Origin of the sequence: Pseudomonas frederiksbergensis (assembly GCF_000802155.2) — a bacterium.
Taxonomy (GTDB): domain Bacteria; phylum Pseudomonadota; class Gammaproteobacteria; order Pseudomonadales; family Pseudomonadaceae; genus Aquipseudomonas; species Aquipseudomonas frederiksbergensis_A.
This window is the reverse complement of record NZ_JQGJ02000003.1, coordinates 303,740-323,915: the sequence shown is the minus strand read 5'-3', so window position 1 is coordinate 323,915 and position 20,176 is coordinate 303,740. Positions and strand designations below refer to the sequence as shown.

Here is a 20,176-nt window from a genome sequence, read left to right as displayed (position 1 = left end):
GTTTCAGTTCTCCAGTGGAACGACCGTGTGGTCGAGCGGGTGTTCGGGGGAGCCCAGGCCACCGCGCATGCCCGGCGACCACCAGATCACCAGGCGGCCGGTATCGGGTTCGGCGCGGTCACAGGCATCGCCCTCGCAGCCCCAGCGGTTTGCACAGCCGGCGAATACCGGCAGGCTCAGCAACAAGACAAGCAGCTTCAGCGTGCGACTCATGGCGCGGTCCTCGCACTGGTTTGCAAGAGGGAAGCGCGTCCGCCGCCTGGCGTGCGCTTGGGTTGTTTCATGACGACGAACACTTCCGTTTCTTCACCGGGCTCGAGCCACACCTTCGGCCAGGCGGAACTCGCCAGGGTCCAGCGGGTGCTGCAGCTCGCTTCGTCGAAGCGCAACCGCCGGTCGCCGTCATTGCGTACCACGCCCACGGCGATGCCGTAGTCCGGGCCGGCGAACCATTGGGCGCGGCCGGCATCCAGGGACAAGCCCGGTTGCAACGCGCACAGGGTGTCGGGTGAGTAAGGAATCGAGGTGGCCTGCTTGAACGTCGCCGGAATGTTGCCATCGGCCAGTTGCGCCAAGACATCGCTGACCTCGACGCGACCGATGGGGCGGGTGCCGTTGCGCCGTTCTTCCAGGCGCGCCATGGCGCTGTCCACCTGTTCGCGGTCGAGCGCGGAGATGTAGCGCGCCGGGTCGACCTGGTCGCCGATCAGGCGGGGCGTCAGGATGAATACCCGTTCGCGGCGGCTGGTCTCGCGCGTGGTTGACGAGAACAGCAGCGGCCCGATCAGCGGGATGCGCCCCAGCCACGGCACTCGCTCAAGGTTGTCGCCGGTTTCCTCGGTATGAAAACCGCCCACCACCAACGAGCGGCTTTCACCCATCACCGCTTGGGTGCTGACCACGCCGCGGCGTACGCTGGGCGTCTGCTGGCCGACCTCCGAGGGTTCGATGCGGCCGTCTTCGATGTCCAGGAACATCTGGATCTGATTGCGACCGCCGGTCTCGATGGTGTGGGGCACGACCTGCAGGCTGGTGCCCGCCGTGATGGGCTCGACGGTGGCCACGCGTTCGCCGATGGCGGAGATGTATTCGGTCCGGCTGAAGTCGATGACCGCCGGTTGGTTTTCCAGGGTCAGCACCGATGGGTTCGCCACCACCGAGGCCAGGCCACGACCTTCCAGGGCTCGCAATTGTGCGGAGAAGTCGCCGTAGTCCTGGATGAACACCGTCGAGCTGGCGCCAGGGCGAATCATCGAGGCGCCGCCGATCAGGTCGCCGCTCTCGACGTTCCAGTTGGAGGCGAGCTCGGCCAGTTGGGTGCGGTCGATGTCGAGGATGATTGCATCGATCTCGACGAGTTTGCGTGGGACGTCGACATCACGAATCAGCGGTGTGTAGATCTCCCGCCGTTTGGGTGAGTCGTAGATGAGCACCGCATTGTTGCGCACATCGGCTTCGACGCGGATCCGCCCCCGGCCGCCGGAACTCGTGTTCCCTCCCGGTTGCACGCGATTGGTGTTCGGTCGTCCCATGCCGTTCAACGCCAACTGCTCGATGTTGCCCATGCTCATGGACTGCTGGGCCTGCATGTTCTGGAACGCGCCTTGCGGCGAAGTGGCCTGCATTCCCCCCGAAACCGCGCTGCGGCTTTCCAACAGGCCTTTGAGGATAGTCGCGACCCCGGGGATCACCAGCGTATCGCCGCGGTAATTGACGCTGCGGTCGGCGGCAGTGGCATAACGCAGCGGGAAGCTGATCACTTCCTGCTTTTCTTCAGGCGTCTTGCGCGCTTCGGCAAATCGCGCCACCAGGCGTACGTAGCGTTCCGGGCCGGAGACCAGCACCACACCTTCGTCGGGCAACTCGCCCCAACCGAAACGTGAGTCGAGCAGGCCGATGTCGGTCAGGGCTTGTTTCATGTCCGGTGCCGCGTCGGCGGACACTTCCAGGCGCTTTGAGGTCTGGTTTTGCAGTGGGCTGACGTACATGGTGTTGCCGTATATGAACCATTGGAAACGGTTTTCCAGGCCGAGCCGATCGAGGAACGCCTGGGGGCTGTCGGCGCGCATCCGGCCATCGACAGTGCCCTTCACCGTACCGTCGAGCACCAGTTGCACGCCGAAGGTATTGGCAAAGTCGCCGAGGACCTTGGGCAACGGCGTGTTCTGCGCGTCGTAGGCGTATGGCGTGTTCTTCCAGTCGGTCGGGACCGCCGCCTCGACCGGCATGCCTGCGCCTAGGGCAGCAGCCAGCGCCAGCGCGAGCAGCGAGGTTTTGGTCCAGCGATGCGCGATCGACCGGCCAAGGCTCACCTTGCCTGAGGCCATCGAGCAGTACGGTGCAAGCCACCTGTTAGGCATGGCGGATTCCTGTTCCGAGCAAGTGAAAGTGCGAGGGGCGTCGCGCCACGGCACGTTGTTCTTTATGGAGAATCGATTGCCAGGTATCCCGCTGGTTGAGCAGGGCTTCGAGCACTTCGACCAGGTCGTCGACGTGGGCGTCCGGCGGCAGGTGCGCCAGTAGCCATAACCGCTCGTCCTGGGGCGAGCGGGCCAGCGCTCCGGGAAATCGCGAGAGGCTTGGTTGCGCCAGTCGCAAAATGTCCTCCAGGGAGGCTTCGTTGCTTTGCGGGGCGTTCAACTCGACCGATACCAGCAGGCCGTCCTCAAGCTTGTCGAAAGCTGCTTCGCCATCGTCGACGACGACGGCGAAATGCTCCGGGCCATCGACGCTGGCGCTCCAGCGGGCGAGCTGTGAGCGCAGCTCATGGCATTGCATCGATGATCGCCTTGGCGAGATTGTGGTGGGCGGCGGTTTGTTGAGTCGCCGCGTTCACCGCCACCGACATGCCGTTCATGCTGGTCACGAACGAATGCATATCGTCGAGTGATTGGCTCTGCGCGGCGTTGATTGCCGCGTTGTTGACGTTATCGGTCGCGCGCTGGAAATAGGTGTCGAGGCGGCGCTGGATGGCATCGATAGAAGACATGGACGGTTCCTCCGAGGTAGACGTATTCACCGGATGAGTGGTGGTTACGCCAGTGGCGGTTCCGCGAAAAGTGAGGAAAAAGAAACGGGAGGGGAGACGCGCGGTTCTTCAGGGGCGCGCAATCCCCCGTGGCGAGGGAGCAAGCTCCCTCGCCACGGGATCTTGGTGCTATTGCTGCGATTCAGGCAGGCGCAAGGCCTCGACGGCTGTTTCCCAGTCGAGCAGGAACGTACCTCCTGGCGTTTCCAGCCTCAGCTGGTGAACATCCATGTTGGCGTCCGCCATGGGCGTCCAAGGACGTTCGCCAGCCGTGCCCAAGCTTTGCGTCAAGCGAGGCAGGTCTGCGGGGTGGCAGCGAAGGGTGGCTTCGATGGGGTCGTCCTGGCGCGTCGCAAGCTGACGCACGAGCGCATCGATGCGTGACTGCGCTGGAATCTCCTCCAGAAGCGTCCCCAGGGCCTCGTTGACCAGCTGCGCGGCGCTGGTCTCGATCCGTTCCCACATGGCCTGGCGCTGGGTTTCCCAGGCGGCGAGCACGGTTTCGGCTTTCTTCCAGAACTGTGCTTGCGCCTCGATCACTGCTGCGTCGGCCTGTTCGGCGGCGCGCGCAATCAGCTGTGCGGCCTGGGCCTGGGCTTGTTCGAGCACAACCTGTGCCCGGCCGCAGTCGGCCAGGGTTTCTCGAGGGATGTAGGACTGTTGCAGGCCTTGACCGTCGGGGCGTAGTTCAAGCGAGCGCCGGGCGAGCATCGTGAGTCTCCGTTGGGGTGGTGGAGGGCGCCAGGCTTTGCTCGGCTTTCCAGCAGGCGGATTGCCAGAGCGTATTGAGCTTGGCGCCAGGCGCCTGCGGGGAGGGTTGCGATTGGAGGGCGATAATCCTGCTGCGAGGGAAGGCCAGGCGCGCCCGCTCCCACGTCCGTTCTCCCAGCCAGGCGCGCAGCAGCGCGAGCGAATCCTGGCCTTGTTCAAGCCAATGGCCGGGACGCAGCGCCTTGGCGGTGCGCTCGCACCAGGCTCGGTCCTGTGGGCAAAGCTCATCGGATGCCGTTGACGGCGAGCACGTGTTCGCCACCAATTGGCAAGCAAGGTGCACGGTTCGGGGCGTGCCGCAGCATAGCGACAGCACCGAAGGGCTGGGCTGCGGCGGCATGCAGGGCGTGATGCCGAAACTGCGCGCCAGTGCAGCATGATGCCCTCGCGCCAAGGCGTCCATTTGTGCTGCGGTCAACAGGCGAAGCGCTGGCGGATACCAGTCTGGGTCGGCTTCGCGCCACGCGTGGCTCCACCAGCGAACCCAATCGAGCGCCGTTTTCATGCTGCCGTCCCCTTGCTGTCAGGCTTGGCTCCCGGGTTCTTTACCGCAAACAGCGACGGTGTTGCACCGCTCGGTTGCGGCGTCGGCGTTCCGGTCTTGCGATCGAAAAAGCGCGGCAGCACCAGCACGCCGTTGCGCCACAACCGGTAGAGGCCGTACATGGCGCCCGCCAGAAGTGCGAACAACGTGATGCCGGCCGCCACGGTCATGCCCCTCCAGTAGCCGATGTCATCGGCCTGCATCAGGAACGGACCGAAATAGGCCATCTTGCGCCGTTCCTGATAAGCCGCGGCGGGCACGAAGACCACCGACAGCTTGGCCGGATTCTGGGCGGCGTCGGCCATGCCAGGAATCCCGCTGGCGACCAGGTTGCGCACTCGCGGCGTGATGCTGTCGGGATCGAGCGCGCTGGTGTGCTTGATGAATACCGAGGCCGATGCCGGCTGCACCGGCTCGCCTGGCGCGACCCGTTCCGGAAGGACCACATGGACCCGTGCGAGCACCACGCCGTCGATTTGCGACAGCGTCGATTCGAGCTCCTGGGACAATGCGTAGATGTAGCGGGCACGCTCTTCCATCGGCGTGGAGATCACGCCTTCCTTGCGGAAGATTTCCCCCAGGCTGGAGCGCGATCTTCGCGGTAGCCCGGCCGCTTCCAGCACTTGCACGGCGCTGTTCATGTCGGCCGGTTCGACCAGCACGGTCAAGCCATCCTTGTCGACCTGCTTGCTGGCCTCGACGTTCTTGTCCGCCAGCTCGGCGATCACTTCATTGGCATCCTGCTCGGAAAGGTGGCTGTGCAGCGCAGTCCTTTCGTCGCAACCGGCGAGCAACAGGCACAGCACTAGAGGGGAGAATGCGCGCGCGAACATGGCTGGCGTCCCTTTATTGGAGATTGGTGAGCTTCTCGATCGCCTGGGAGCCCTTGCTGACGATCTTCGCGGTCATCAGGCTTTCCAGGTGAAAGGAAGACAGCGATCGGTTCGACTGCAACATGTCCTGGGGATCGGCGGTGCGAATGGCCTTGAGCATGTCCCGGTTGGCGCGTTCCTCCAGGCGCTGCAACTCGCCGGAGCGGCTGGACAGCGAATCGATGATCCTCGCCGCGACGTTGTTTTCGCTGTCCGGAACGGGGGTTTTTTCGTGCATTTGCGCGTTGAACCAGCTGACATCGCTGGTCTCGGCCCGCGCGTGCGGGCTGCCGCCGGGTTTGGTGGCGGTGGAGGCAACGCTGGTGGTGTCGATGGCTTGCAGGGTCATGGATGTTCTCCAGGTTCAGGGTGATGCTTTAGGCGTACATCAGCCTCAAGACGTTGCGAGTGCTTGCGGTGACGCTCAGGTGAAATTCGATTTCTTCCCGGTTGCGTCGGCCGCGCCGCTGCATCGGGGCGTGCTGGCCGGCCAAGCGGGCCAGGGCGAGGTCCAGTTCCTCCAGGGCAAGTTGCAATAGCCGCGTCTCGCGAGCGTCCAGCCATGCGCCACAGGCAATGCGTTCGGTCCATGTCCACTTCTGTGCATCGAGGCTCGTCGGTGGCGGGTATCGCGCCGGGTGCTGGTCCATGAATGCCGCGACCTCGAACAGCAGGTCCAGGTCGTCCTGCTCGTAGCGCGCCAGGCCTTCGTCTTCGTCGACGTCCAGCAGCGTCAGCAGCTTCCTTCGGCCCAACACTGCGATGATCTTGAGTAGCAGGGCCAGGCTCGTGTCATGGCGATTTCGCCGCGTGGCGCACTCGCCTTCCAGTTCCCAGGCGCCGAACAGCGCGCCGCAGAATGGGTTGTTGGCATTGCCGAAATCACTCTGGCTGTCGACGTCGTTGTCACCGATGGGTTGCCGGCGATGGGCGAGCATCTGCGCCAGATCGTTTAACAAGTCTTCGTGGGAGAAGGCATCGTCGCTGTCGACATCAAGCGTCGAGCCGGTACCGCCGTTGATCTCTTCGAGGATATCTTCGAGCACCAGGTGCAAGGGCGCTTCGGTCTGCGCGGCCCACTTGTCCTGTGGGCTCGGCATGCCTGGCCGGGATTGCCCGCCTGTCGAGCCCTGTTCACTGCTCCATCGAACGAGCGACTCCTGCAGCCGGTTGCCTGCGCCATGCAGCGTCAGGTGTTCGACGACCAGATTCGCCAGGCCAGTCGCGGTCGAGGCGTGGCGCGGCGTCGGCTCGTCACCGAGCGAATCCCTGGCAATACGAAGGCTGTCTGGCGAATGGATCTGCATAGGGCCTCCTCTCCAACGCGCGTGAGGTTCCCCGCCGGAGCGGGGCTGGAGCGAGAGGGTCAGAATCGTATGTTCTTCGATGCCTCCCCCATGGCGGTGATGGCCTTGGTCGCGCTGTCCATCGACTCCGCTGAAATGGCGTTCATGGTGTCGGCAACCAGTTTCTGCTGGTCGAACTGGGATTTCATGGTCGTCATCGCCGCCGACGTGGCGTCCATCTGCTGCATGGCAGCCATGGAGGCGGCGAGAGAAGCTCCACCAAAACTCATAGTCGTATCTCCGGATTGTGGAATGGCAAGACGCTCGTGAACGTCTCGACGATTGAGTGGCGACCGCTGGGAAAACGGTTCCACCGATCTACTCAAGTCGTCGATATTTGCAGGCACTTCATCCGGTAATACAGTGTGCGGCGGGCGATGCCCAACTCAGCGATGACTTTGTCGATGCAGTGATGGTGGCGGCGCATGCAGTCCTCGATGAGGATCTTTTCGAACTGCTGCAGATGTTCTTTCAATTTCAATGTCGAGCTGTTGTTCTCCAGCTGCTCGGCGCGGGGCAGCGCCGGCAGGCCCAGCACGTAGCGCTTGGCAGCCGATTGCAGCTCGCGGATGTTTCCGGGCCAGGCGTAGCCGAGCAACTGGCGCAGCAGCGCGGGCGAAGGCGCGACGTAGGGCCGGTCCAGGGCCTGGGCTTCACGGCGCACCAGCGACTGGAACAGCGGCACGATGCGCTCCTTGCGGCTGCGCAATGGCGGCAATTTGAGGCTGATGATATTCAGTCGGAAATAAAGGTCCCGGCGAAACTCGCCCCGCTCGACCATGTCCGCCAACGGGCTCTGGGCCGAAGCGATGACACGCATGTCCACCGGGATGTTCTGGGTCGAGCCCAGCCGTTGCACCGTCCTCGATTCGAGGACTCGCAGCAGCTTGGCTTGCAGCCCCAGCGGCATGCTGTCGATTTCATCCAGGTAGAGCGTGCCGTTGTGCGCGGCTTCGACGAACCCGGCGCGATTCTGGCTGGCACCGGTAAACGCACCGGTATTGGCGCCGAAGAGCTGGCTCTCCGCGAGGGATTCGGGAATGGCGGCGCAATTGATTGCAACGAACTTGCCGGAGCGGCCAGACATACGATGGATTTTTTCCGCCAACGTATCCTTGCCGGTGCCGGTCTCGCCGCGCAACAGCACATCGACCCCCAGCGGGGCCACGCACTGGGCAAATGCCTCAAGATTGAGAGCATCCTCTTTAGTGGGAGTGGAAAGTGCAGCGCATAGCAACTTTTGCATCACTGACGATTCCATTTTTTGTTTGGTTTAGGAGGGTCGACAAGTAAAACGATGAAAAGGGCGTGTACAACTTCCTCAGTATCTAGCGCCGCCGCGCAATCGAACGGGTAACCAACATCTTCTGTACGGGTTTAGAGAACCGATTAAAGAAAAGTTCACGTTGCGCCGACGGTTGTTAAACGATTCAGCTCAACGGTGAGATCACGCTGAAAGTCCCTGAAAGTCCGGTTTTACGGGGGTTCATGGCAGAAAAGCAGCCCGGTCGGCAGCTTTTCGAAAAATTGGATCCGACAAACGGTTCAGTGCCGGCTCGCTGTTCGAGCAAGGACTCTAGAAAAGAGCAATAGCTCCAACTTAGCGAGATCAAGGAAAGCATCTAAGCAATACGTATCGTAGTTTGCCTGGATCAATTTGAAGTCGGCCACGGACAGTAACAGCCAACCGCCAACGTATGCGTCGCGTTAACTTTCCGGTCAACACTTAGTGCTTCAAGTATCGGTTCGATAAAGCTATTGCTCGAGTTGCAGGTCAAGCCTTCGCTGTACGGACCGAAATACGCGAGCTTGCCGCTGCGGTCCCAGATCGCCACCGCGGGGCTTGCAGGAATCTGTTCCGAACCGGGGAGCGCCGGCAGTGCCTCTAGGCTGTTCAGCGTGGCAGGCAGGCGGCCTTGGCTGCCGGTTTTCTGTACTGCATAGAACTCCACGCCCTGCGGTGCGTATTTATCGACCAGCTCGGCGAGGTGCTGTTGATTGCCAACGTTGCATGGGCAGGCCGGGTCCCAGAAATGCACCAGGCGGATCGCGCCCGGGCCGGCCAGTTCGGGAGGCAGGCGCAAGGGGTCGCCGGAAAATACCGCCGTGTGTTGGCTGAATGTCCTCAGGAATCGGCCCTGGAACCAGTCGTAGGCGAGCCACAGCACGACGGCGCACGCGAGGGCGAGGAGGCTGGCAAGCAAGGTCGTGCGATGGGATGGGCGCATGGGGTCGATCCTCTGAGGCCGCGTAGCTTGCCATGCCCGGCGCGACAGATGAATATCGCAGGCTTATAAAGCTTGTTTCGCGCGATGCGCTTCTGCCTGGAATACCGATGCCCGCTTCTTTCGACCCTGATCATCTGCGCGCCAGCCTGCAACCCTTGGCGCAGTGGCAGCCGCTGTCTGCGCAAGCGCAGGCCTACCAGCGATTCTATGGACTTGATTTCCCCGCACGCGCATTGCGCAGGGGCTTGGGTCGTTTCGACGTCGCGGGCTATGAGCTGGTCGGCCAGGTCTGGTGGCCGGAAAACGCCGTGGCGACTGTGTTCGTCTTTCATGGTTATTACGATCACATGGGCCTTTACCGGCATTTGATCGAATGGGCCCTGAAGCAGCGGTTCGTGGTGATCAGCTGCGACTTGCCGGGCCATGGGCTGTCCAGTGGCGAACGCGCCAGCATCGGCGATTTCGCCGATTACCAGGCGACATTGCAGGGCCTGCTGGTCGAAGCGCGAACCCTGGGCTTGCCGCAGCCGTGGCACCTGTGCGGCCAAAGCACTGGCGGGGCGATCGTGGTGGACCATGTACTCAGCCAGGGCGCTGACAGCCCGGCCCAGGGCCAGGTCATCCTGCTATCGCCCCTGGTCCGGCCTCGCGCCTGGGGCTGGTCGCGCCTCAGTTATTACCTGCTCAAGCCGTTCGTGACTGGCATCGCCCGGCGGTTCACCGAGAACTCCACCGATCCGGATTTCTTGCCGTTCCTGCAGGCTGATCCGCTGCAACCGTTGCGCCTGCCCACCGCATGGGTCGGCGCGCTCGCGCAGTGGATCAAGCGTATCGAGGCGGCGCCGAGCAGCCCGCGCCAACCCCTGATTGTGCAGGGGCAGGCGGACATGACAGTGGATTGGCGGCACAACTTGCAAGTGCTGCGGGGCAAGTTCGATCGGCCGCAGGTGTTGATGTTGCCTGAAGGGCGGCATCACCTGGCGAATGAAGCGTTGGCGATGCGCCAGGAGATGTTTGAGTTCTTGAGCAAGCGGATGAGCCGGATACGGCGCTGAGCGGGCTATTGCCACCGCGAGCTTGCCCGCGATGGCGGTGCCGAACTACTGCCCCAGATTCTGCCCCACCGCCAACCCCGCCCGAATCGCCGCCAGCGCCGCCTGGTAATAAGCCTGCCCCTCGGCCGACTCGGCGAAGGTCGCGAACTCTTCCAGCTCGGTGTCGCTCAAGTCACGGTAGACGTACAGCAACGTGTTGTTCAGGTCCGTACCGATCTGGTCCATCAGGCGCTGGCGCTGGCCGTTCAACATGCCTTGGGCCTGTCCACCGCCCAGCAAGCCGGGAATCATCGAACTCAGGCTGTCGGCGGCCACGCCGGCGATCGCCAGGCTGACTTCGGCACCGGCTTCACGGGCGGGCAGGGCCTGGGCCAGATGACCGATGATCAGCAGGCGATTGTCGCTGGCTTGCATTTTCGGCAGGCCCTTGGCGTTCTTTGCCAATTGGTCGCGCCGGGTCGCCAGCAGTTCGGCCGCGACAACTTTGCGGCCCAGCGGCGATTGGAAGAAACTCAGGGCCGGATTCGGATCGCCAAGATGCTTGCGCAACTGTGCCTCGGCCCGTTGGTCCATGGCCTGGGGCGCGAACCGTTGGTTGCTGTTGTTCACCAACGCCTGGAACACCGCAGGCGGCAGGCTGTTTTGATAGCGCTGCTGCGCGGCGTTCAAGGCGTCATTGAAATGCGCCCGTTGTTCCGGCCAGCCGGCGACCTTGTACAACTGGTCGTAGCTGTCTGCCCAGGCGGGCAATACGCAGAACATCAACAGTGAGAAAAGCAAACGGCGCATAGGGACTCCTGTCAGCAGCCGACTATTCTCCGTGGGGGGCGGGGACTTGTCGAGAATTCGTATCAAGTTCGTACTGCAGTGCAACAGGGGCGATCAACCCGCTGCGCGGCGCTGTCGGTTTTGCAGGCACAGGAATACTATGCGCGCCATGCAAATACCTTCTGATCATCCGTTGCTGTTACGTATCGTCGACGACCTGGCCGAGCGTGGCTGGTCGCAGCAGAACATCTTCCTGCCGGATGCGCTGACGCGCGCCCTGGCGGCTGAATGCCGCCAGCGCGCCGCTGAAGGTGAACTGGCCCCGGCCGCCGTTGGGCGCGGGCCTTTTTCGGAGATCCGCGAGGGGATTCGTGGCGATCGCATCCAATGGATCGAGCCCGGCCAGGTTGAAGCCTGCGACCGTTACCTGGGTCTGATGGACAGCCTGCGCGAGGCCCTTAACCGGGGGCTGTTCCTTGGCCTGGAAGACTTTGAGAGCCACTTCGCCCTGTACCCGCCTGGCGCGTTCTATCTCAAGCACGTCGACCGTTTTCGCGACGATGATCGGCGCATGGTCTCGGCGGTGCTCTATCTCAATGACGCCTGGTTGCCGGAGCACGGCGGTCAGTTGCGCATGTACCTGGACGAAAGTGCGGAGCACGACGTAGTGCCCACGGGCGGCTGCCTGGTGGTGTTTCTCTCGGGGGACATTCCCCATGAAGTGTTGCCGGCGACGCGTGAGCGGCTGTCCTTGACCGGTTGGTTCCGACGCCGCGGCAACGAGTTGTTCTGAACATGGACAAGATCCTCGTCAGCCGCTGTCTGCTCGGTCACCGCGTGCGTTATGACGCAGGTGCCAGCGGGCCATTCGATCAGCTCCAGCAATGGCTCGACGAGGGTCGGATCGTGCCCCTGTGTCCGGAAGTCGCCGGTGGTTTGCCCACGCCTCGGGCGGCAGCGGAGATCCCCGGAGGGCAGGGTGCGCAGGTGCTCGATGGCGACGCGGCCGTCATAACCTCCGATGGCGAGGACGTGACCGTGCAGTTTCTGTCGGGCGCCTATCAAGCGCTGGAATTGGTGCGCGAGCACGGCATCCGCATCGCCGTGCTCAAGGCCAACAGCCCCTCGTGCGGCAACCTGCTGACCTATGACGGCACGTTCAGCGGCGTGAAGGTCCCTGGCGAGGGCGTGACGGCGGCGTTGCTCAGGCGCCATGGCGTGCGGGTGTTCAGTGAACTGGAGCTGGCTGAAGCGGCGTCGGCGCTAAACGAGTTGGCCGCAGAATAGTTGCGGCGAACCGCTTTTTTGTAGCGAGGGGATAAATCCCCTCGCCACAAAAGAAGGCTCAGGCTGGTGGTCTAAAGCTGCCCGGCCAGCTGCTCGATCTGTTCCTGTCGCTCAGCCTGGCTCAAGCGAGGATTGGCATTGAGCGACGACCACTGCGGATACGCTCGAGCCTTGCTCAAGGCCTCGGGCAGCTTGCCTTCGCGCCAGGTCTTGTCCTGGGGCGTGGCGATGCGGATGCTGTCCATCGCCGCATGACCGCGTTGATTGATCGCTTGCAGCAATTGCCGTTGGCGCAAGGCCAGCAGGCGCAGCACGTTGTCGTCCACGGTCAGTTCACGCTGGCCCTTGAGCTTGCCCATCAATCGGTTGCCATAGCTGCGGGCGGTTTGCAGTGCACCGCCGGCAATCGCTCCGGCCAGGGCGGCGGCGCCAAGGGTCAGGCCTCCCACCAGCAAGTCCACGCCGGCGCCGGCCGCAGCCCCCGCCGCGATTCCGCCACCGACCCGCACGCCCAGTTGCTTGAGGGTGTCGGGATTGAACAAGTCATCACCCCAGCGACCATCCAGCAAGGGCAAGTCGCTGGCGGCTGCGTCCTGGGCACGGAAGGCGTAGAGCTTGAGCAAGGCCTCGACGCAGCGTTGCTCGCGCTGACGGACGGCGTCGCGCAATTGGCTGATGGCTTGGTGCTCCAGATCGGCATCGCTGGCGACACTGCGGCGGCAGGCGGCGCAGTCGATCAACAGCTCGGCGATCAGGCGCTTCGCGCTCTGCTGGCGCGCCAGGCGCTGGGCCTGTTGATCGACGATCAGGCGCTCCAGTTGTCCGCGCGCGCTTTCCAGCAACAGCGCCAGGCTTTCGTACAGGCGTCGTTCGCCATCTTCCGGCGGGGCAACACTGTCGAAGCGCACCAGCGCATGCAGGCCCAATCGCGCCAAGGCTTCGCGCCACTCGGGCTCGCGATGCTGGGCACTGCTGACGAAGTTGAGCACCGGCAGCAGCGGCTTGCCGCAGCTGGCGAGGACCTCCAATTCATCACGGTATTTGGCCAGCACCGGTTCGCGGGCATCGATGACGTACAGCCCGGCATCGCTGGCGAGCAACTGCCGCAGCACTTTGGCTTCCTGCTCGAAACGTTGCCGGGCCTCGCTGCCGTCAAGGAAGCGCGCCAGGCGTGCCGGGCCGTCCAGGCGCTCACCGGGACGTTCGAGACGTTCGAGGTAATCGAGCAAGGCGATGGCGTCTTCCAGTCCCGGCGTGTCGTACAGTTCCAGCAGCGCCTGGCCATCCACTGACAAGCGAGCGCCTTCGACGTGACGCGTAGTGCTCGGGCGATGGGAGACCTCGCCGAAGCCGACATCGCGGGTCAGGGTCCGCAGCAACGAAGTCTTGCCGACATTGGTGTGGCCGACCACCGCGAGCTTCAACGGCTTGAAGGGTTCAGTCATGGCCGGTCTCCAGCCAGTTCATCGGGGCGCAGTCGGCGAATGGCAATTGCAGTTGTTGCAGCGCGTTGTGCCAGTCCCCCAGGCGCTCGCCGTCCAGTGCTTCGCCGGGCGGCGCCTGCAACAACCAGATGCGGGTAGCGCTGGCGCTGCGGGCCAGTTCGGCAATCAACGCAAGGCTGCCGCGATCCGGCGAACGCCGAGGGTCGCAGGCAATCGCCAGGCGCGCGGGAGGGAAGCGTGAGAGTTGTTCCAAGAGTTTGTGGCGAGACTCGCGGCTGTCGAGGATGCCCGCGTTTTTAACAGAGTCGGGCAGCTTTGGCGGCCAGGGACGTTCGTCCAGCTCGATCGCCACCAGCAACGCGCCGTCGCTTTCCATTGCGCCGATGGCGCTGTCGATTCGGTGCAGTTGCGCGGGCGCGGCGTCGTTGACTCCCAGGCGTTCGCTGCTGGGCATCAATCGCTCGCGCAACTGCGCGTAGCCGGGCAGGTTCAAGTCCAGGCGAAGTCTGGCGCGGCCACGACGCCAACGCCACAGGCACAGCAAAGCCAGGCACAGGCGCGGCAGCAAGCCGTAGACCAACAGGACGCCGACCAGCCAGCCGGCCCAGGCCTGGCGAGCGCTTTCGATATTCAACGCGGCGTCGCCGCTGGCACGGATCATCTCGACGGTCGGCACGCTGAAGCCGAGCAAGGCGGGCAGCGCACCGAGGACCTGGGTCATGGTGACAAAGGTCTCGCCGCCAAGAATCGTGGTTTCCCAGACGAAGCCATAACGCCGGGTCGCCATCAGCATCAATACGATCACCAGCGCGCTGAGCATCGCCAGCAGCCACAAGCCGTTGACCAGCACGCCGAGGGCCCAGCGATTGAGTCGGTGCCGTTGCAGCAATAGCAGCAGGGCTGGCGCCAATTGGGCGGCCTTGGCATCGCGGGCGAGTTTTTCGCTGAGCCACAGCCAAAGGCGTCCCAGCGTGGCGCCTTGTTCCCCGGCGAATATCAAGCCCAGGGCCCAACCGATGAGCAGGAGCACGTTCAGCCCCAACAAGCTACCCAAGGCCCAGAAGACATTCACCGGCGTACGTCCATCGCCGAGCGCGGCAAACCCCAGGCCGGCGCCGCTCGCGACGGCGAGCACCGCCAATACCAACAGTGCCAGGCGCGCGCCTTGCAGCCAGTGGCGCAGGGCTTGGACGAGGCCGTCGCGGTCGGCCAGCCAGCGGGCGCGGTGGCGGATGCGGGTGGATAGATCACCTCCTGCCGCGCGGGCCAGGCGATTGGCTTCCTGGTCCTCGAGCGGGCCGGCGTGTTCTTCACGCAGGCGTATCGTCTCGGTCAACCAGAGGTTCTGCAGTTCTGTCACGGGGGCTTCCGTTGCTCGAATGAGCAAAGAGCATAACCGCTGTGGCGCCGGTCCGGGCCTCTGGTATCCTCGCCGTCATGAAAAAAACTCTTCCCTTAAGCCTGATCGCAGCCCTCGGTGAAAACCGTGTGATCGGCATCGACAACAGCATGCCCTGGCACTTGCCGGGGGATTTCAAATACTTCAAGGCCACTACCCTGGGCAAGCCGATCATCATGGGCCGCAAGACCTGGGATTCCCTGGGGCGACCGTTGCCGGGTCGCTTGAACATCGTGGTCAGTCGCCAGTCCGGTCTGATTCTGGAAGGCGCGGAGGTTTATTCCACACTTGAAGCCGCAGTGGAGCGGGCCGAAGCCTGGGCGTTGGAGCAGGGTGTGGATGAGCTGATGCTGATCGGCGGGGCCCAGCTCTATGGGCAGGCGCTGGATCAGGCGGATCGGCTATACCTGACCCGCGTGGCGCTGAGCCCGGAAGGGGATGCGTGGTTCCCGGCGTTTGATTCGAGCCAATGGAAATTGGTCTCGAACCAGCCGAATCCGGCGGAAGGGGACAAGCCGGCCTACAGTTTCGAAGTCTGGGAAAAGCTGTAAAGAAAAAGCTTCGCGAGCAGGCGCCACGCGTCAAGCGTGCGCCAACTCCCCATGCTCCTCGGCATCGAGCAGCGCCTTGTCAGTTTGCTGCATCACCTGGCTGGTAATCGCCCCCGCAGTGATCGAACCACTGACATTCAACGCGGTGCGGCCCATGTCGATCAGCGGCTCCACCGAGATCAGCAGCGCCACCAGCGAGACCGGCAAACCCATCGCCGGAAGCACGATCAGCGCGGCGAACGTCGCGCCGCCACCGACACCGGCCACGCCGGCCGAACTCAATGTCACGATGGCCACCAGCGTTGCGATCCACATCGGATCCAGTGGATTGATGCCCACGGTCGGTGCGACCATCACCGCCAGCATCGCGGGATAAAGCCCGGCACAACCGTTCTGGCCGATGGTGGCGCCGAACGAGGCGCTGAAACTGGCGATCGACCGGGGAATGCCGAGGCGGCTGGTCTGGGCTTCGATGCTCAGCGGGATGGTCGCGGCGCTGGAGCGGCTGGTGAAGGCGAACGTCAGCACTGGCCAGATCTTGCGAAAGAAACGCAGCGGATTGATCCCGGCGGCCGATACCAGCAGGCCATGGACGACGAACATCAAGCCCAGCCCCAGATACGACACCACCACGAAACTGCCGAGCTTGATGATGTCTTGCAGGTTGGAACCGGCGACCACTTTGGTCATCAGCGCCAGCACGCCGTAGGGCGTCAACTTCATCACCAGGCGCACCAGGCGCGTCACCCAGCTTTGCAGGGTGTCGATGGCGTTGATCACCTTCTGGCCTTTATCGGCGTCATCCTTGAGCAGCTGCAACGCGGCGACACCAAGGAACGCGGCGAAGATCACCACGCTGATGATCGACGTTGGTTTCGCCCGGGCCAGGTCGGCAAACGGGTTCTGCGGAATGAACGAAAGCAACAGCTGCGGGATATTCAAGTCGGCGACCTTGCCGGCGTAATCACTCTGGATCACTTGCAGCCTTGCCAGCTCTTGCGTGCCGGCCACCAGGCCCTCGGCGGTGAGGCCGAACAGGTTGGTCAGGCCGATGCCGATCAGCGCGGCGATGGCGGTGGTGAGCAGCAGCGTGCCAATGGTCAGGAAACTGATCTTGCCCAGGGACGCGGCGTTATGCAGGCGGGCTACAGCGCTGAGGATCGAGGCGAAGACCAGCGGGATCACGATCATCTGCAACAACTGCACGTAGCCATTGCCCACCAGGTCGAACCAACCGATCGACGCCTTGAGCACCGGATTTCCTGCGCCGTAAATCGTATGCAGGGCGATACCGAACAGCACGCCCAGCGTCAGCGCCAACAAGACCTTCTTGGCCAGGCTCCAGGTGCCGTGGCGGGTTTGCGCCAGGCCGAACAGCAGGCCAATGAACACCAGCAGATTGAGTATCAGCGGTACATTCATGAAAAACTCCGATAAGACTTTGCCAGCCGCCAAGCGCCGCGACTGTGAGCCGGAAAGCCTAACAGCCTGAAATCTAAAGAATTAATACTAAAAAAGAATGTTTACTGTCGCTTTTGGAATAAGGCGCTGGCGCCCACGGACATGCCGCTGCCGTTATCGAGACGCAAGCGGTCGCCCACAGGCGGGATCTGTCACAGGCATTTGTTAGCGTCGAACCCCTACAACCTGGGAGTAAACGCCGATGAAGCTCGTAACTCATTTGCTCGCTGTCGCGCTAGGCTTGGGCCTCGCCGGCCAAGCGCTTGCCACCGATCTCAAGCATTGGCCGGCGGAACAGGCCAAGGCGCTGGAGGCGATGATCGCGGCCAACGCCAACAAGGGTAACTACGCGGTGTTCGACATGGACAACACCAGTTACCGCTATGACCTGGAGGAGTCATTGTTGCCGTTCATGGAGAACAAGGGCCTCATCAGCCGCGAAACCCTCGACCCGTCCTTGAAGCTGATGCCGTTCAAGGACACGGCGGATCACAAGGAAAGCCTGTTCAGCTACTACTATCGCCTGTGCGAAGTGGATGACATGGTCTGCTACCCGTGGGTGGCCCAGGTATTCTCCGGCTTCACCCTCAAGGAATTGAAAGGGTATGTCGACGAATTGATGGCTTCCGGCAAGCCGGTGCCGACGACTTATTACGATGGCGACAAGGTGGTCCAGTACAACGTCAACCCGCCGAAAATCTTCACCGGCCAGGCCGAGCTTTACAACAAGCTGATGGAAAACGGCATCGAAGTCTATGTCATGACCGCCGCTTCCGAAGAGTTGGTGCGCATGGTCGCCTCCGATCCGAAATACGGCTACAACCTCAAGCCGCAGAACGTGATCGGCGTGACCACGCTGCTCAAGGACCGCAAGACCGGCGAGCTGACCACTGCGCGTAAACAGATCACGAACGGCAAATATGACGAGAAGGCCAACCTGGACCTGGAGTACACACCGTACCTGTGGACCCCGGCGACCTGGATGGCCGGCAAGCATGCGGCAATCCTGACCTACATCGACGAATGGAAAAAACCTGTGCTCGTCGCCGGCGATACGCCGAGCAGCGACGGCTACATGCTGTTCCATGATGTGGACGTGGCCAAGGGCGGCATTCACTTGTGGGTCAACCGCAAGGACAAATACATGACCCAGATAAACGGCATGATGGCCAAGCACGCCGCGGCCCAGGCCAAGGAAGGGCTGCCGGTGACGGCGGACAAGAACTGGGTGATCGTCAAGCCGGAAGATATCCAATAAGCCCTGGCCCCCTGTGTGCGAGCTTGCTCCCATCCAGGGATACCAAGGAACCCTGTGGCGAGGGGATAAACCCCCAAGGGCCGAACTGGAATCAAAAAAAGCCCCGCACTTTGGCGGGGCATTTTTATTGTCGCTGTCGACGCTTACAACCCGTCCAGCATCGCCTTGTTGCGCACCGCACCCTTGTCGGCGCTGGTGGCGAGCAGGGCGTAGGCCTTGAGGGCGGTGGTGACTTTGCGCGGACGCACTTCCACCGGCTTCCAACCTTTCTTGTCCTGTTCGATGCGGCGTTCGGCCAGTTCTTCGTCGCTGATCAACAGGTTGATCGAGCGGTTGGGAATGTCGATCAAGACCTTGTCGCCATCGCGCACCAGGCCAATGGCGCCGCCGGCCGCTGCTTCCGGCGAAGCGTGGCCAATGGACAGGCCCGAGGTGCCGCCGGAGAAACGGCCATCGGTCAGCAAGGCGCAGGCTTTGCCCAGGCCTTTGGACTTCAGGTAGGACGTCGGGTAGAGCATTTCCTGCATGCCCGGGCCGCCCTTCGGACCTTCATAGCGAATGATCACGATGTCGCCGGCCTTCACTTCATCGGCAAGGATGCCGCGCACCGCGCTGTCCTGGCTTTCGAAAATCTTCGCGTTGCCTTCGAAGACGTGGATCGACTCGTCGACGCCTGCGGTTTTCACCACGCAGCCATCCAGGGCGATGTTGCCGTACAACACAGCCAGGCCGCCTTCCTTGGAGTAAGCGTGCTCGACGCTGCGAATGCAGCCGTTCTCGCGATCGTCGTCCAGGGTTTCCCAACGAGTCGATTGGCTGAATGCGGTTTGCGTCGGAATGCCCGCCGGGCCAGCCTTGAAAAAGTGATGCACGGTTTCGTCAGTGGTCTGGGTGATGTCCCACTGGGCGATGGCCTCGGCCATGGTCTTGCTGTGCACCGTCGGCAGGTCGGTGTGCAACAAGCCGCCACGGGCCAGCGAGCCGAGGATGCTGAAGATGCCACCGGCGCGGTGCACGTCTTCCATGTGGTACTTCTGGATGTTCGGCGCGACCTTGCACAGTTGCGGTACGTGGCGGGACAGGCGGTCGATGTCGCGCAGGTCGAAATCGATCTCGGCTTCCTGGGCGGCAGCGAGCAAGTGCAGGATGGTGTTGGTGGAACCGCCCATGGCGATGTCCAGGGTCATGGCGTTTTCGAATGCCTTGAAGTTGGCAATGTTGCGTGGCAGCACCGACTCATCGTTTTCGCCGTAGTAACGCTTGCATAGCTCGACGATGGTCCGGCCCGCCTGCAGGAACAATTGTTCGCGGTCGCTGTGGGTGGCCAGGGTGGAACCGTTGCCCGGTAATGCCAGGCCCAGCGCTTCGGTCAGGCAGTTCATCGAGTTGGCGGTGAACATGCCGGAGCACGAACCGCAGGTCGGGCAAGCACTGCGCTCGTACTCGGCGACCTTCTCGTCAGAGGCGCTGGAGTCAGCGGCGATGACCATGGCATCCACCAAGTCCAGGCCGTGACTGGCGAGCTTGGTCTTGCCGGCTTCCATCGGCCCGCCGGAAACGAAGATCACCGGGATGTTCAGGCGCAGGGCGGCCATGAGCATGCCAGGGGTGATCTTGTCGCAGTTGGAGATACAGACGATGGCGTCGGCGCAGTGGGCGTTGACCATGTATTCGACGGAGTCGGCGATGATTTCGCGGCTCGGCAGCGAATACAGCATGCCGTCGTGACCCATGGCGATGCCGTCATCCACGGCGATGGTGTTGAATTCCTTGGCAACGCCGCCGACGCGTTCGATTTCCCGGGCAACCAGTTGGCCGAGGTCCTTGAGGTGGACGTGGCCTGGTACGAACTGGGTGAAGGAGTTGGCAATGGCGATGATCGGCTTCTTGAAGTCGTCATCCTTCATCCCCGTGGCGCGCCACAAGGCTCGGGCGCCGGCCATGTTGCGGCCATGGGTGGATGTTTTCGAGCGGTAATCAGGCATGGAGCACTCCGGGCGGCTAATCAAGTATCAAATGGGAAGTGAGCTTCTATTGATCTCTGGAACACTCGGGATTGGCGGTGTCCGGAAATGGCCGATGACTTTGCAGGATCGCTGCGCGCCTCAGCATGAGCTCATAAACCCGCCGGGGATGAATGGCGATGAATGTCGCGATTCTACA

At 62.8% G+C, this 20,176-nt stretch carries 22 protein-coding genes; 5 read left to right on the top strand and 17 right to left on the bottom strand.

The genetic code is table 11. The features are described from left to right. Positions 1 to 3 precede the first annotated feature (3 nt). The 12 genes from hrpT to JZ00_RS07400 form a co-directional block, all read right to left on the bottom strand. Positions 4 to 213 (bottom strand): HrpT family type III secretion system protein, encoded by a 210-nt coding sequence (hrpT, locus tag JZ00_RS07455; protein ID WP_039590386.1) that lies wholly within the window; start codon positions 211 to 213, stop codon positions 4 to 6. Further along, entirely contained in the window at positions 210 to 2,360 is a 2,151-nt protein-coding gene (gene sctC, locus JZ00_RS07450) for a type III secretion system outer membrane ring subunit SctC (protein ID WP_039590387.1), read from the bottom strand. The genes hrpT and sctC overlap by 4 nt, the downstream gene beginning before the upstream one ends. Further along, a complete protein-coding gene (locus JZ00_RS07445) occupies positions 2,353 to 2,778 on the bottom strand; it encodes a type III secretion system chaperone (RefSeq protein ID WP_039590388.1) in 426 nt (141 codons plus the stop codon). The genes sctC and JZ00_RS07445 overlap by 8 nt, the downstream gene beginning before the upstream one ends. Beyond that, positions 2,765 to 2,989 carry a type III secretion protein gene (locus tag JZ00_RS07440; protein WP_039590389.1) on the bottom strand — a complete coding sequence of 75 codons (225 nt, stop codon included), beginning with the start codon at positions 2,987 to 2,989 and terminating at the stop codon, positions 2,765 to 2,767. Before JZ00_RS07440 ends, JZ00_RS07445 begins: the two co-directional genes overlap by 14 nt. 168 nt (positions 2,990 to 3,157) lie before the next feature. Then, the gene (gene sctL / locus JZ00_RS07435) at positions 3,158 to 3,739 is read right to left on the bottom strand and encodes a type III secretion system stator protein SctL (protein ID WP_039590390.1); all 582 of its coding nucleotides are present in this window, start codon (positions 3,737 to 3,739) and stop codon (positions 3,158 to 3,160) included. Beyond that, positions 3,717 to 4,304, bottom strand: coding sequence for a hypothetical protein (locus JZ00_RS07430; RefSeq protein WP_039590391.1), 588 nt, complete (start codon positions 4,302 to 4,304; stop codon positions 3,717 to 3,719). The genes sctL and JZ00_RS07430 overlap by 23 nt, the downstream gene beginning before the upstream one ends. Continuing rightward, complete coding sequence (sctJ, locus tag JZ00_RS07425; protein WP_039590392.1) at positions 4,301 to 5,176, bottom strand: type III secretion system inner membrane ring lipoprotein SctJ; 876 nt, start codon at positions 5,174 to 5,176, stop codon at positions 4,301 to 4,303. Before sctJ ends, JZ00_RS07430 begins: the two co-directional genes overlap by 4 nt. 13 nt (positions 5,177 to 5,189) lie before the next feature. Then, complete coding sequence (sctI, locus tag JZ00_RS07420; protein ID WP_039590393.1) at positions 5,190 to 5,564, bottom strand: type III secretion system inner rod subunit SctI; 375 nt, start codon at positions 5,562 to 5,564, stop codon at positions 5,190 to 5,192. 28 nt (positions 5,565 to 5,592) lie between these two features. Beyond that, positions 5,593 to 6,522, bottom strand: coding sequence for a type III secretion protein (locus JZ00_RS07415; RefSeq protein WP_039590394.1), 930 nt, complete (start codon positions 6,520 to 6,522; stop codon positions 5,593 to 5,595). 59 nt (positions 6,523 to 6,581) lie between these two features. After that, positions 6,582 to 6,791: a hypothetical protein gene (locus JZ00_RS07410; protein WP_029612820.1), complete on the bottom strand. Its 210-nt coding sequence runs from the start codon at positions 6,789 to 6,791 to the stop codon at positions 6,582 to 6,584. Between the two features lie 92 nt (positions 6,792 to 6,883). Beyond that, positions 6,884 to 7,807: a sigma 54-interacting transcriptional regulator gene (locus JZ00_RS07405; protein WP_039590395.1), complete on the bottom strand. Its 924-nt coding sequence runs from the start codon at positions 7,805 to 7,807 to the stop codon at positions 6,884 to 6,886. A gap of 406 nt (positions 7,808 to 8,213) precedes the next feature. After that, the gene (locus tag JZ00_RS07400) at positions 8,214 to 8,789 is read right to left on the bottom strand and encodes a DUF6436 domain-containing protein (RefSeq protein WP_039590397.1); all 576 of its coding nucleotides are present in this window, start codon (positions 8,787 to 8,789) and stop codon (positions 8,214 to 8,216) included. Between the two features lie 107 nt (positions 8,790 to 8,896). Here JZ00_RS07400 and bipL point away from each other — a divergent pair, with 107 nt between their 5' ends. After that, positions 8,897 to 9,844, top strand: a complete 948-nt coding sequence (bipL, locus tag JZ00_RS07395; protein ID WP_039590400.1) for a phospholipase BipL — start codon at positions 8,897 to 8,899, stop codon at positions 9,842 to 9,844. A 45-nt stretch (positions 9,845 to 9,889) separates the two neighbouring features. Here bipL and JZ00_RS07390 read toward each other — a convergent pair whose 3' ends face one another. After that, on the bottom strand, positions 9,890 to 10,633 hold the full coding sequence (locus JZ00_RS07390) for a DUF2059 domain-containing protein (RefSeq protein ID WP_039590401.1): 744 nt from the start codon (positions 10,631 to 10,633) through the stop codon (positions 9,890 to 9,892). A gap of 139 nt (positions 10,634 to 10,772) precedes the next feature. Between JZ00_RS07390 and JZ00_RS07385 the strand changes: the two genes are divergently transcribed. Beyond that, positions 10,773 to 11,405, top strand: a complete 633-nt coding sequence (locus JZ00_RS07385) for a 2OG-Fe(II) oxygenase (protein ID WP_039590406.1) — start codon at positions 10,773 to 10,775, stop codon at positions 11,403 to 11,405. 2 nt (positions 11,406 to 11,407) lie between these two features. Next, on the top strand, positions 11,408 to 11,899 hold the full coding sequence (locus JZ00_RS07380) for a 2-thiouracil desulfurase family protein (RefSeq protein ID WP_039590407.1): 492 nt from the start codon (positions 11,408 to 11,410) through the stop codon (positions 11,897 to 11,899). 71 nt (positions 11,900 to 11,970) lie between these two features. Here JZ00_RS07380 and JZ00_RS07375 read toward each other — a convergent pair whose 3' ends face one another. Together JZ00_RS07375 and JZ00_RS07370 are read right to left on the bottom strand one after the other, a co-directional pair. Next, the gene (locus JZ00_RS07375) at positions 11,971 to 13,344 is read right to left on the bottom strand and encodes a GTPase/DUF3482 domain-containing protein (protein WP_039590408.1); all 1,374 of its coding nucleotides are present in this window, start codon (positions 13,342 to 13,344) and stop codon (positions 11,971 to 11,973) included. Then, positions 13,337 to 14,704 (bottom strand): DUF2868 domain-containing protein, encoded by a 1,368-nt coding sequence (locus tag JZ00_RS07370; RefSeq protein ID WP_039590412.1) that lies wholly within the window; start codon positions 14,702 to 14,704, stop codon positions 13,337 to 13,339. Before JZ00_RS07370 ends, JZ00_RS07375 begins: the two co-directional genes overlap by 8 nt. Positions 14,705 to 14,781: 77 nt before the next feature. On the opposite strand from JZ00_RS07370, the gene JZ00_RS07365 reads away from it, so the two are divergent. Next, positions 14,782 to 15,294, top strand: coding sequence for a dihydrofolate reductase (locus JZ00_RS07365; RefSeq protein ID WP_039590860.1), 513 nt, complete (start codon positions 14,782 to 14,784; stop codon positions 15,292 to 15,294). Between the two features lie 30 nt (positions 15,295 to 15,324). Here the strand turns inward: JZ00_RS07365 and JZ00_RS07360 are convergent, their stop codons facing one another. Next, positions 15,325 to 16,716 carry an L-cystine transporter gene (locus JZ00_RS07360; protein WP_039590413.1) on the bottom strand — a complete coding sequence of 464 codons (1,392 nt, stop codon included), beginning with the start codon at positions 16,714 to 16,716 and terminating at the stop codon, positions 15,325 to 15,327. A gap of 241 nt (positions 16,717 to 16,957) precedes the next feature. On the opposite strand from JZ00_RS07360, the gene JZ00_RS07355 reads away from it, so the two are divergent. After that, entirely contained in the window at positions 16,958 to 18,013 is a 1,056-nt protein-coding gene (locus tag JZ00_RS07355) for an HAD family hydrolase (RefSeq protein ID WP_039590414.1), read from the top strand. 143 nt (positions 18,014 to 18,156) lie between these two features. Here the strand turns inward: JZ00_RS07355 and ilvD are convergent, their stop codons facing one another. Continuing rightward, complete coding sequence (gene ilvD, locus JZ00_RS07350; protein WP_039590415.1) at positions 18,157 to 19,998, bottom strand: dihydroxy-acid dehydratase; 1,842 nt, start codon at positions 19,996 to 19,998, stop codon at positions 18,157 to 18,159. Positions 19,999 to 20,176 lie beyond the last annotated feature (178 nt).